At 41.6% G+C, this 12574-nt stretch carries 12 protein-coding genes and 2 tRNA genes; 6 read left to right on the top strand and 8 right to left on the bottom strand.

Going from position 1 to position 12574, the window contains the following annotated elements:
- Nucleotides 1-128: 128 nt before the first annotated feature.
- On the bottom strand, nt 129-278 hold the full coding sequence (locus tag H6G77_RS11470) for a hypothetical protein (RefSeq protein ID WP_242049189.1): 150 nt from the start codon (nt 276-278) through the stop codon (nt 129-131).
- Nucleotides 279-522: 244 nt separating this feature from the next.
- Between H6G77_RS11470 and H6G77_RS11465 the strand changes: the two genes are divergently transcribed.
- Nucleotides 523-1365, top strand: coding sequence for a polysaccharide deacetylase family protein (locus H6G77_RS11465; protein ID WP_190871618.1), 843 nt, complete (start codon nt 523-525; stop codon nt 1363-1365).
- A 19-nt stretch (nt 1366-1384) separates the two neighbouring features.
- Here the strand turns inward: H6G77_RS11465 and H6G77_RS11460 are convergent, their stop codons facing one another.
- From H6G77_RS11460 to H6G77_RS11450, 3 genes are all read right to left on the bottom strand, one after another.
- On the bottom strand, nt 1385-1777 hold the full coding sequence (locus H6G77_RS11460; RefSeq protein ID WP_190668242.1) for an alr0857 family protein: 393 nt from the start codon (nt 1775-1777) through the stop codon (nt 1385-1387).
- Nucleotides 1778-1793: 16 nt separating this feature from the next.
- Nucleotides 1794-2312, bottom strand: coding sequence for an HNH endonuclease (locus H6G77_RS11455; RefSeq protein WP_190588258.1), 519 nt, complete (start codon nt 2310-2312; stop codon nt 1794-1796).
- A gap of 81 nt (nt 2313-2393) precedes the next feature.
- A complete protein-coding gene (locus H6G77_RS11450; protein ID WP_190588259.1) occupies nt 2394-2642 on the bottom strand; it encodes a hypothetical protein in 249 nt (82 codons plus the stop codon).
- Nucleotides 2643-2713: 71 nt separating this feature from the next.
- Between H6G77_RS11450 and H6G77_RS11445 the strand changes: the two genes are divergently transcribed.
- From H6G77_RS11445 to H6G77_RS11435, 3 genes are all read left to right on the top strand, one after another.
- The gene (locus H6G77_RS11445) at nt 2714-3049 is read left to right on the top strand and encodes a hypothetical protein (RefSeq protein WP_015113795.1); all 336 of its coding nucleotides are present in this window, start codon (nt 2714-2716) and stop codon (nt 3047-3049) included.
- 765 nt (nt 3050-3814) lie between these two features.
- Entirely contained in the window at nt 3815-5839 is a 2025-nt protein-coding gene (locus tag H6G77_RS11440; protein WP_190871617.1) for a GAF domain-containing protein, read from the top strand.
- Between the two features lie 9 nt (nt 5840-5848).
- Nucleotides 5849-6436: an SRPBCC family protein gene (locus H6G77_RS11435; RefSeq protein ID WP_190668234.1), complete on the top strand. Its 588-nt coding sequence runs from the start codon at nt 5849-5851 to the stop codon at nt 6434-6436.
- Nucleotides 6437-6517: 81 nt separating this feature from the next.
- On the opposite strand, the gene H6G77_RS11430 is transcribed toward H6G77_RS11435, so the two are convergent.
- Together H6G77_RS11430 and H6G77_RS11425 are read right to left on the bottom strand one after the other, a co-directional pair.
- A tRNA-Glu gene (locus H6G77_RS11430) sits at nt 6518-6590 on the bottom strand.
- Nucleotides 6591-6638: 48 nt separating this feature from the next.
- A tRNA-Glu gene (locus H6G77_RS11425) sits at nt 6639-6711 on the bottom strand.
- Between the two features lie 359 nt (nt 6712-7070).
- Between H6G77_RS11425 and H6G77_RS11420 the strand changes: the two genes are divergently transcribed.
- Nucleotides 7071-8993 carry a sodium:proton antiporter gene (locus H6G77_RS11420; protein WP_190871616.1) on the top strand — a complete coding sequence of 641 codons (1923 nt, stop codon included), beginning with the start codon at nt 7071-7073 and terminating at the stop codon, nt 8991-8993.
- On the opposite strand, the gene H6G77_RS11415 is transcribed toward H6G77_RS11420, so the two are convergent.
- Entirely contained in the window at nt 8960-9595 is a 636-nt protein-coding gene (locus H6G77_RS11415; protein ID WP_190588263.1) for a cytochrome b N-terminal domain-containing protein, read from the bottom strand. The genes H6G77_RS11420 and H6G77_RS11415 overlap by 34 nt on opposite strands.
- 97 nt (nt 9596-9692) lie before the next feature.
- Nucleotides 9693-10388 (bottom strand): triacylglycerol lipase, encoded by a 696-nt coding sequence (locus H6G77_RS11410; protein WP_190871615.1) that lies wholly within the window; start codon nt 10386-10388, stop codon nt 9693-9695.
- 547 nt (nt 10389-10935) lie between these two features.
- Here H6G77_RS11410 and H6G77_RS11405 point away from each other — a divergent pair.
- Nucleotides 10936-12357, top strand: a complete 1422-nt coding sequence (locus H6G77_RS11405; protein ID WP_190588265.1) for a hypothetical protein — start codon at nt 10936-10938, stop codon at nt 12355-12357.
- Nucleotides 12358-12574 lie beyond the last annotated feature (217 nt).

The raw sequence follows: 12574 nt of genomic DNA, 5'->3' as shown, positions 1-12574 counted from the left end.
AAAGGCAAAAGAAAGGTTTTTTACTTTTATCTTTTTAATTTTTCAAGGTACAGATAATTTTTGATGAACTTGCCCATTCCTTATTCAGTTTTCAAGGTTCGGAAAAATTACTTTGCTTGAGAAAACTTTTAACCAAATAACCGACGCTCTAAGTAATAAATCTTTTGTGTATTACTGATATATTCGGCGATTTTCACTTGAGCCAATTGAGAATTTTTGGCTTTGATATCCTCTACTTCTGGTTGTTTAGAAGTGAGAGAGGCTTGGTTGACTGGCAACTTTCGTTGATTCCAGTGCCTGTTCTGTATGTTTGTGTAGAACATGACTTTTACCGTTTGGAGGCTTTGTCTTTCGCCTCACTACATATATACTACATAAATACTACAAAAGATGTCAAGGGGTTGAGGAAAAATTTTTTAAAATTGCTGAAAACCCTTATATTGCTTGGCTTTTGATTTATTAACCTCTCTAAAAAGTAAAACTACAAGCTTATGATGGGCTGAATATTTTTAGGAGCCTAATGTGAAAGAAAAAGACCTGAAGTTATACAGAATATTTGGTTGTGTAGCGATCGCCTTTTGTGTAACAAGCTGTAGCACGTCTGCAAAATTGGAAAATACCCAATCAATGAACAAAGTCCATGCAGCACCAGTGCCAGATCAACCAGTAACCAGTCCAACAGATGCTAAATCACAGCCATCAACTAAGCCAGAAAACCTTAATTTCGAGGTTCCGGCGAAATTTCAAGGAAAAACCTTATATAAAATAGAGCCTAGTAATCAAGAGAAAGTTATTGCCTTGACTGTCGATGATGGCCCCTGGCCAAAAACAACCTTACAAATGCTGGATATATTCAAAGCAAATAACGTCAAGGTGACATTCTTTTGGGTAGGGAGTGCTTTACAAGCCAATCCTGAAATTGCCAAGCGAGTTGTAGCTGAAGGACACGCCATCGGCAACCATACTTGGCATCACTGGTATAAAAACATGGATGCAGCCACAGCCAAAAAGGAAATTGACCGCACCTCTGAATTGATTTACAAAACAACAGGAGTCAAAACAACTTTGTTTCGACCTCCTGGGGGCTTTCTAAATAATGGATTAGCAGCTTACGCCAAAAGCCAGAAATATTCTGTAGTTATGTGGTCTTTGACTTCTGCCGACACAGACCCCCGTGCTAAACCCCAAGCATTTGTTAAAAATGTTTTGAAAGGCGCAAAACCAGGAGCTATTGTTCTAATGCACGATGGTGGAGGCGATCGCCATAGAACAGTAGAAGCATTGCCAAAAATCATCACAGGGCTGAAACAGCAAGGCTACCGATTCGTGACAATACCAGAACTGCTAGAAAAAAGTGGAAAGTAGAAGTATGAAATTTCACACTTCATACTTCATACTTCACCGATTCACAAGCTTGAGCTTCTTGCCACAGTTTTTGCAGAAAGAACTCAGTGCGATCGCTCATTGTGGTGATGAACACACCCACAGAATCTTCAGCACCATTCGATAGCCAAGAACCGCGCAGGGTAACTTCCACATATTCGCTATCGCAGACACACAAGGCGATAACTTCCCGATCATCTCGTTTCACCTCCGCCTTAAGTGCTTCTACCCCTGGTAGATCAACAGGGAGCAAAAAGGAAGCAGTACTGGGTTCAACACACAAATTTTGTCCAACTCGCATAGCGAAAATTACGCGCTGTGCTACCCACTCCTCTAGTGACTGAGGAATACACTCTAAACAAAAGCTCCTTTCGGTGTAAGTTAATTTCAGCATTCCTTATGCTCTCCTGCTATTCCAGGTTTGCTTGCACATTTGTCCAAAATTGTTCTGCAAAAGCGATCGCGGGGTGAATGGGTGCTTTTGGTATTTTCCGTAGCCGCATTCCAGTCTCAGACAAGGTGCGATCGCCTTTATGGGAGTTACATCTTTCACAAGCTGTGACTACGTTATCCCAAGTATGTAAGCCACCTTTGGATCGGGGGATGACGTGATCTAAGGTCAGACGTTTGCTGCTACCGCAATATTGACAAGTGTGATGGTCTCGCCGCAAAACTTCTCGCCGATTTACTGGTGGTACTTTCCATGTCCGTTCATTAGAGCCTATTTTCAAACGAATGTGTTTTGGTACGTCAATTACTAAACTGGGTGAATGAACTCGCCATCCGCCTTCAGTAGCAAAATCCAGTGGTTCTGCTTTGTTTGTTACTAACAGCACAATCGCTCGTTTGATATTTACGCGACACAGAGGCAAGTAATTTTGCGAAAATACCACTACGGATTGCTCTAACACTTGCATTACGCTCGTCACAGCTTCACTCCTTATTAAAAAACCCCCGCTTCTGGTCTAAGTGAAGCGGGGGTTAGAAATTTACCAAAAACTTCTCTGGTGTTATATCGGTACAGCATTCTCTTGTCTGTACCTCCCGCTTATTTTTTTCAGTTGTGGTTTTGCATTCAGCACGCCTATGCCGAGATATCTAAAATCATAATTCCCCTCTGTGACTAGCCAATGAATATGGCTACCATCGCCCATAAATAAATACTCCACTTCCATAGCGGCTGATTCCCAACGCAATCGGCAGTTGGTAGCACACAAGAAAGTAGAGATGGGGTAAATGGATTTCACAGAAAATTTCACCTATTGAACATTCCTTTAAACATACTACACTTGTATTACTATCCTGTCCATACCTTTAAGGAGAAAAAGTCATGCACACAATTACTCGCACCCCAACAACCGACATGGAAGTTACTAGCATTCGCCTAGAACGAGAACTCAAAGACAAACTTAAAGAAATAGCTGGCAATCAAGGCTATCAAGCCTTAATCCGCGATATTCTCTGGAATTATGTCCAGCAAAAATCCGGTGAGTGGAAGCCGCGATTTTCACGAGCCGACATTCGAGCTAGTATAGCCGCCACCGCCCAGCAGGAAGAACGTTGTGTACTCACGGGTCAATTAATTCAACCTCAACAGCCTATGTTATTGGGACTCACTCGAAATGGGGATATGGTTCCTCTCAGTGTCGAAAGTTTAGCTGGATAGTTGTTTATTCCTGGGAAAGCAGCTTGGTTATTCATTCCGGTAACTAAGCTGCTTTCCATCTTTAGGGGTTACACCCAATAAATATTTTTTATTTAAAATATTTATATATATTTGTTAAGCCATCAACACAGAAGTCAAACTCAAAAGCAAACTGGAGTTTTAGTCACAGGTATGTGATGACACTTGATACAGGAAATGACAAGTTTGATTACCACATCATCAATAATAAACAAGAATTTTATATTACAATCTACAAACCTTGTAGAGAGGGACAAACACACTCACAACGTTTTTCCGAGGTTCTGTCATAATAGAATTTAATTTTTTGCAAAGCCACAGAGATGTACTTAGCACAAGAAAAAGATTTGGCAACAAATATTACTAAAATTAATATATTAGCCAGTATTAATGCGGGAATACTTTTGAGAGTTTTTATCTTAATTCCAGAGAAATTACGGTTTATGTATAGTTACGGACAAGCTATCCTAGGCCAAAGTCTAGTACTTTAGGTCTGCATCCAAGCCCCAAACCCTCTGTAAGCAGTACCTTAATATATTTTAGAGATTTTTATATACCCATGTATAAATTAGTTTAATATACCAGTTACTTATTCATCTGCCAAAGAAAGGGGCTATAACAGGTGAGAGAAACTCTTGATAAAAGACTTGCCACTAACTAGGGTGCAGCGACATAACTAAATGAAAATAATATGCCAAGACATTGGGTGCATACGATATGAGGTCATTATTCAAAAGCGTGCCAGGAATGAAAAAAAGTTTATCATTGCCGCCACAGTGTCCAGATGACCTAGACAGACTACAATCATACCCACTCAAGCTGATGCAGCATCAGAACGAACCAACTCTTCAGTTGGTACAAAAAATTAATCACATCATCGCCAATAACTCAGCAACGACATTGATGCTGCAAGAAATTGCCAGATTACTGGGCAATGCCTTCAAAGTCGATTGCTGTTGTTTAGTCACAGTATCTGCCAGTACAGCAGCCAGTGAATCAATTGCTGCCCATTGGTGTTCTGATGAGTATTTGGCAATGCCGTATCCCGGTCAATTATTTTCCACAGAACATTTGTTAATGGACTCGCCTGTAGTTCAATGTGCGGCGGAACCCTTCACTATTGAGGATATTTCGACTATCCAAGATAGTCTGGTAGTGGGAGGACAACACCTCCAAGTACCTATTAGATCAGTTTTGGCGATTCCTACTAGGTTTGCCGGACAAATCAATGGTGTTATTAGCCTGATTAAATTCCAGCAATACGATTGGAGTGAGTCAGAAAAGCAACTGTTAAATTTTGTTGAGTCAGCTTGTGCGATCGCTTTTTCTCAAGTCGGTCAAATCAATTTAATCGCTTCACAGCAAGAGCATTTGCAAAAAAGCGAACAGCATCAAAGCTTAATCAAACAATTAACAATCTTAAGTCGGAGCAACTTGGAGCTAAATCAAATGCTCCAGTTAGCAATTTCCTCAACGGCCGAATCTTTACAGGCAGACCGAGGATTGTTGATCTTACTGAAATATAAAGATCCTTTATTTAGAGCTCAAACCAAAAAACAAGTTCCCAAAGCCAAGGCCACTGTAGCGGCGGAGTGGAATCGGAACGTACCCAGTGGCACAACTAGTAAATCAGATGTTGAGCCGCAGTCATTTTTGGTTTCTGAGTGTAGTTTGTGCCAACGTGTGTTTACAGACTCCGGCAAAGCCGTAGTAATTGAGGACTACACAGACCTGCAAGATATGGTGACGGTTGCTTCATTGTTTTCAGTGGGACTTTTACCGTCTTTGCTGTTAGTGCCATTAGAAAATCAAGGCAAAGTTCTAGGATTTATTGTCCTGCAACAAAAAACAGCCCGTAGTTGGCAAGCTTCCGAATTAAATTTGGTGGAAATGGTCTGCGCTCAAATGAGCAATGCCATTATTCAATCACAAACATTGCGGCAAGTACAGACTTTGGTAGATGAGCGCACAGCTAAACTCCAAAGTAGCTTAGAACTGCAAGCAAAGTTGCATGAAAAAACACGGCAATATGTTGAGCAGCTACGGGAACTCAATCATCTCAAAGATGAATTTTTGAGTAACATGAGCGATCGCTTGCGGTATCCACTGACAAACATGCAAATGTCCATCAAAAATTTGCGCTTACCGGGAATTCAACCAGAGCGTCAAGCCAGATACATGGATATTCTAGAGCAAGAATGTACGAAAGAAATTAACTTAATTAACGATTTGTTGACACTCCAGAAATTAGAGTCTAAGCAAGAACGTCCCCAGTTTGAAACCATAGATTTAAATACCAGAGTTCAAACCTTGACAACTAATCTGAACTCAAAACTATCAGCTAAAGCTTTAACTATAAATCTCGATTTACCCCAAGATTCTTTAAAAATACAGACTGAATTAGAAAGTTTTAACCGGATCTTGCAAGAATTATTCACGAATGCCTGTACATACTCGGAGCCGGAAACGGTGATTAATGTGCGAGCATATCACCAAGTTGAACAATTAATTGATCAAGTTATTATTAAAGTGACTAATACAGGACGGGGAATTTCTGAAGAAGAAGCAACCTACATCTTTGATCGGTTCCGTCGTGGTAAAGGTGGAAGATGGACTCCGGGAACGGGTTTAGGGCTTGCTTTAGTTAAATCTTTAGTACAGCATTTGAATGGAGCGATCGCCGTTGAAAGTACTCCCATCCAAGATTCTGAACAAAGCCAAGTTTGTTTTACTCTCACACTGCCACAATTTTCCGACGAAAGCGAATTATAACTTCAGACCGTGACTGAACAACACAACCTCACAGCTAACCTGGATTTCACCGCCCCTATTGACGACACTAGCCTAGAAGACAATTTGGCTGTTGATACAGCTAATTTGCCCCCAGTAGTTGTCCAAATCGAGAAAATAGCGGAGCGCAAACGACAAATTTCTGCCACAATCCACATTCCTCATCCTGTGGAACGTATATGGCAAGTATTGACAGATTACGAAGCCTTAGTTGACTTCATCCCTAATCTTGCTAAAAGTCGTTTACTGGAACATCCTAACGGTGGTATTCGACTTGAGCAAGTAGGCTCTCAGCGTTTATTGAATTTCAACTTTTGCGCCCGTGTCGTTTTGGACTTGGAAGAACATTTTCCCAAAGAAATTAGTTTTTCGATGGTTGAGGGAGATTTCAAAGGCTTTTCTGGTAGTTGGAGCCTAGAACCCATTTCTGTTGATGGCACTATGGGAACTAACCTTTGTTACACTATCCAAGTCTGGCCCAAATTAACTATGCCAGTGACAATTATTGAACGTCGTCTGAGTAAGGATTTACAACTAAATCTTTTAGCCATCTATCAGCGCGTAGAACAATTACCCTAATATTTCGTCAAGTTTCCCTGATTTAACTATTCCTAAACAGGTAAACTTGACCTTTATTGTTAGTTGTAATTTTGTTTAAAATACCCCCAGGGGAATTCGAATCCCCGTCGCCTCCGTGAAAGGGAGGTGTCCTAGGCCTCTAGACGATGGGGGCATAAGACTTTCGACTGTGCTTTAGTTTGATGCTGCCTTGCTGGTAAAGTACCCCCAGGGGAATTCGAATCCCCGTCGCCTCCGTGAAAGGGAGGTGTCCTAGGCCTCTAGACGATGGGGGCATCGCAATCAAACCTTTTATAAGTTAACTAATTTTTTCAATGATGTCAACGGCTTTTGCAAAAAAACAATTTTTGTTGCAAACAAACTCAGATGCGGAGAGAGGATGCAGACAGAAGTTGTAAGGCAGCCGGGGTGCAAAGGAGAATTAACAAAGGACAAATCACAAATGACTATTGACCCTTGAGTATGAACTACCACTTTTCTGGGAACTAGTGGACAATGGAGTATTGTACACAACCAAGTATGAAACAAAATCGCAAGTTAATCAGGTACAAAGGATCTAATGCGGTACTCTGGAGAAGTAGTTTTTACACTTCTTTACAAGAGATTTTGAAATCAATCGCTCAAAATCCACAACATGGAAGCATCTCTTGAAATCACCCTACAAATGGTGATCGCTGTTGTCGCAGGTATTAGCGCCCAAGTGATAGCTGCATACTTGCGTGTACCCAGTATTGTGCTATTGCTCTTCTTGGGTATTATCCTCGGTTCCGATGGTCTGGGACTGCTGCACCCCCATTTGCTGGGTACAGGATTAGAAGTAATTGTTTCTCTAGCGACGGCAATCATTCTGTTTGAAGGTGGACTGAATTTAGATTTACGAGAGTTAGGTAGGGTTTCAGTCAGCCTGCAATTGCTCGTTACTCTAGGAACACTAATTACACTCCTGGGCGGTAGTATGGCAGCCCATTGGCTGGGGGAATTTCCTTGGAATATCGCTTTTCTTTATGCTTCTATAGTCGTGGTTACGGGGCCGACTGTGGTTGGGCCGTTACTCAAACAAATTAATGTAGATCGACAAGTCGCAACGCTATTAGAAGGGGAAGGGGTTTTAATTGACCCTGTAGGCGCGATTTTGGCATTCGTTGTCTTAGATACGATTGTGAATGGTGATGCTGACCCAGTGAATGCCATTGTAGGTTTAGTGATGCGCTTGGGAGTGGGTGCAGCAATTGGCGCAGTTGGTGGCTACCTGATGAGTTTGGTTTTCAAACGTGCTAGTTTGCTGTCGTTTGAGTTGAAAAATCTGGTAGTTTTGGCAATCCTGTGGGGTCTATTTTCCCTCGCCCAGACAATTCGCAGTGAATCGGGTGTGATGACAACGGTTGTTGCAGGTGCGGTGTTTGCCAATTCTTCAGTACCAGAAGAACGACTGTTACGCAGCTTTAAAGGTCAGTTAACAATTCTCAGTGTGTCTGTATTGTTTATTTTGTTAGCGGCTGATTTATCAATCGCTAGTGTGTTTGCTCTGGGTTGGGGTAGTGTTTTAACGGTTTTAGTACTGATGTTTGTGGTACGGCCGATTAATATCCTGGCTTGTACTTGGAACAGTAACCTCAACTGGCGACAAAAATTATTTTTAAGCTGGGTAGCTCCGAGAGGCATTGTATCGGCTTCTGTGGCTTCGTTATTCGCCATTTTACTAACGCAGCATGGCATCAATGGTGGAGATGCGATTAAGGCTTTAGTATTTTTAACTATTATTATGACTGTGGTTTGTCAGGGGTTAACGGCTGGCGGCATTGCCCAGTTATTGCAAATCACCTCCAAAGATGCGACTGGAGTGGTGATTGTTGGTTGTAATCCTTTGAGTTTGTTAATTGCTCGCTTCTTTCAAGAACGGGAAGAATCTGTGGTGATGATTGACACTGACCCGGAACGCTGTGAAAAAGCCGCCGAACAGAATATTCGTGTGATTGCTAGTAGCGCCCTGGATACGGGAGTTTTGGAAGAAGCTGAACTGGCTTCGATGGGGACTTTTTTAGCAATGACGAGTAACGGGGAAGTAAATTTTGTGCTGGCGCAACGGGCGGCGGAAGAATTTAATCCTCCACGGGTGTTAGCTGTGTTTCCGCGTGATCCTCAAGCTAGTAATGGCGGAAATCAAAAGACGGTGAGTCAGGCTTTTGTCAGTGAATTAACAATTAAGACTTGGAATGAGTACCTGAATGACGGGCGTGTGAAGTTAGGGACAATTACTTTGGATGCAGCAGATGTTGACAGTCAACAAGAACGCATCCAAGAAAAAATTCGGACTGGGGTGCTGCTACCGCTACTCTTAGAACGAGAAGAGCGTCTCCAAGTTATGCCAGCTAATTATGACTGGGAAGTAGGCGATCGCATCATCTATTTACTGCACGACCCCAGACCAAATTTGTTAAAACGCTTGTCTGGTGCAAGTCAATCCACACCGTTAGTTATCGAAAAGTTACCAGAATTAGAAGAAGTTGCTGTACCAACTTTGGCTCAACTTTCTACTAGCGAAGTTTCAGGAAGTTGATTTAAAACTTCTGCTGTATAAGTTTGCTGTTCTTGCCAGACAAGCGCCAGTAAATGTACCACAGCCAAAATTAAGGTAGCCACCGCCACTATGTAACTGTGGATGGTGTAAAGATGTTCAACTGTGAGGGTGTTAATCGCGCCACCGCCAGTTAAGATATTTCGCAATTGCCCGCCAATCAAGGGAATGGCTTCGATGGTTCCCAATTCAATGCTGAACCGCCAGTATCCTTCTTGTGTCCAGTCGAGGAGCATCGCTGTCCAATCTAGCCCGATCGCACTTAAGGTTAATAAAATTCCGCTTACCCAAGCAACTAGCCAACTCTGGCTAAATTGTCGCCCTAAAAACATCACGACAATCTGCACCAAGGCGATCGCAATTAAACCGTTACCTGCGATTTCGTGGGTTCGGTAAAACAGCCAGCCATAAGGCACTTGAGTGTTAATCATTTTCAAAGAATTGTAAGCGCCACCTGCTGTTGGTTCGTAATAAAAAGACAGCAAAACGCCAGTGGTAGTGTAAATCAAGCACAGGGTCAGAATTACGACTGATAATACCGTTGCGAGTCGTCGCAAAATTCTCTCGAACTGGGTGCTTTGCATGGTTCACCCCTCCTGATTTTTAAAAAATATATATTTTTATTACATTCTACATAATTAATCTAAATATTTGTTGAGGTTATTAAAGATATATGTATTTTTAAAGCAAATATTTTACCCAAACCTGGATTGCTTCTGGGGAACCGTACCAAATTCCCGGACTTCTGGGTGAGTGTCTCACGCCTTCAATGATTAGATTTTCGGCTCCTGCTAGATGGGCGGCGGCAATGGGAGTGATACCATCTCCCCAGGTATTACCTTGGCCGCAGGTTAATTGGTAACTACTGTAAGCCAACCAATTACCAGGCCGTCTTGCGCCCAGAATAGTTTTGCCAGCCACACAGACATAACGGACATTTTTGTAAAATGCGCCGGGATAGTTGTTAGTTACAAATTCTAAATTCCAACGTGTCCAGCGTTCTTGGCTGATATGAGGTGTGCCTAAAGTGATGAGGGAGGCGACTAAAGGATGAGCATTCCAAATTGATGGATGAGTTTGATTGCGGGGAGTGTAAGGTTTTTCTCCTAAATAAATCCGGGAAATCCAACCGCCTGCTGAATGTCCAATTAGGTTGATTTGCTGGGACTGATATTGCTGCAATATTTGTTGAACAGTCAGATCAAGCTTTTGCAAAATGGGTGTGACAGGTCTACCGCCAATGGTAGGGAGCCAATCGCGCCGTCTTAGTGGTACTGTAACTGTGGGAAACCCCAACTGTGTGAGGGAGGTTTCTAAGTTGAGGTAGGCGATCGCACTTTCTAAATAGCCAGGGACAATAACTGTAGGTAACGGCATTTTGTGATGAAAATCCGAATTTTATAGTTAGATTATGATGTCATTAAAATATCAGTAATTAGCAAGCCCTACTTATTAGCGAAACAGCTAACTTAGCCACAATTAAAAACTAGCTGATGTGATACCATGTCATCTGGATGCAATTTCTGGCATACAATTGACTAAGTGCCTACTGCCACAACTCAACTGACTAAATAACATTTATACCGCTATTTGAGTCGGGTAAATTTTAGATTGATATACCTCTAGACTGATGCGTGGATTTTCACTGCCAACTACTGTAAGTGTCAGTTGGGACTGCGTAAATCTATACACAAGATAGAAATTATTGAAGCGTTAACTATTTAATTCACATTTTGATTTGCATCTGCAACCAAAAGAGATAAAATTGCGTCATTAAAAAATTGAAACATGACAAAAAATCTAAATTTTGTCGTTTTGAATTTTACCCAAGAAGTTATTCTCTTTAGAAGGGCGCATTTTGTACCATCAAGATAATATTGATTTGCGAAAAAACTTTAACTGAGCCGAGTGAACGATAACAGCTATGTCTTACGTCTCCCTACTAAAAAATATACCTGAAATTTTAAGCCAGCCAACGGGAATCGCTGCTTTAGCTTCAGTTGGGATTCATGGCGCTATTGCACTGATTGTGCCATTAATGCCAGTAGATCCCAGTAAACCAAAAGATGCAGCGTCATCAAAATCAGTGGGTATTTTGGAGTTAAGCCAAGCTGATCAAAATCGTTTACCCCAAACTCCTGGTACATCTCAATTTGCTGTGCAACCACAATTACCAACATTGTCGCAACAGCAACTAGCACTACAACCACAAGCACTTCCGCCTAACTTTGGTGGACAAACAACTGTCATTCCTCCCTTACCACCATCTGGTTATACACAGTCAGTAATACCATCCATACCGACTACTTCTAATAACTACCGGATCTCCTCAATGCCTGGTAGGCAGTCTATACAATTTCCCAGACAAAGTTATGGCTTTGACTCCCGTTTTAAAGTTGGGAACCAAAAATTTACTGCTGCAATTCCGAATTTTGATAACAAGCCAGTCATTCCCGAAAATTCGCAACCGCAATTACCAGATTTACCCCCAGCACAAATACCACCGGACATCCTCAATAGTCCAACTCCCAATCCAGCATATAGCTCAAGTGTGACAACTGCAAATAGCAAAGTTACTCCCCAATCTGTACAGCCTGAGCCTGAGAATAATGTGGCGACTAATCCCAACCCAAATTCGGGAACCGTCATCAATCAAACACCCAAGACAGGGGATAATACAACATCAACCGCAAATCTCCCTGCTTTAAAGCCAATCAATACACCGAACTTACCGACAAAAGCTCCTAACCAAACGCTAATAGCCCAAGTTCAATCTTACGAAGAACTGCGAAAAGAATTACAACAGAAATACCCTAATTCAGAAGAAAAACCCGTGATTCGGGATACAGTTCCTGTGAGTAAAACAGGTGTAGAAGGCACAGTACTAGGGGTTTTAGTAGTAGATCCTGATGGCAAAGTATTAGATATCAAATTCCAAGATAAATTGCTTTCTCCAGCACTGTTATTAAAAACAAGACAATATTTTAATGCTAAGTCTTTGAAGGGTGAGAAAACAATTAGCCGTTACCCATTTAACCTGCGTTTTCAAGATGGTAGCAACACTGCGGGAGATGGTTCACAACAGACACCATCAGCGACTAATCAACCAGCAACAGATAGCCAGCCAATCATTCTTCCCGCAGGTAATAGTAGCAAACTCAAGCCTAATCCAGTGGTGACATCTCAACCATTGACTACACCTGCTGGTGATAACCTGCAACCTAAATCATCAACATCTATAACTAATCGGAATCAATTATCTTCTTCTCAAGAACCTAATCCTGAACTAATTCAAAAGTTACGTGATGTCAAGGAAAAAAGAGAAAATTCTGATTCAGGGAAATAAAATTTGCCAAATGTTTGCTGATTTTATCCTGAATAATTCGTAGTGAAGCAATTCAGGAGAAACTGGATAACCAGAAACAGCAAAGTACAGGTTAATGGCGTTGCTATAAAACAAGTTACAAAATTAGCGATCGCATAAATAACAAATGCGATCGCTATATTTTAGAACCATTGTTGTTTTTAAGCTAATACAAGGGAAACTTGCTTAACTGAACCGT

The organism is Aulosira sp. FACHB-615 (genome assembly GCF_014698045.1).
GTDB lineage: Bacteria > Cyanobacteriota > Cyanobacteriia > Cyanobacteriales > Nostocaceae > Nostoc_B.
Note: the sequence above shows the minus strand (reverse complement) of the source record. Positions and strands in the feature narration are given on the sequence as shown.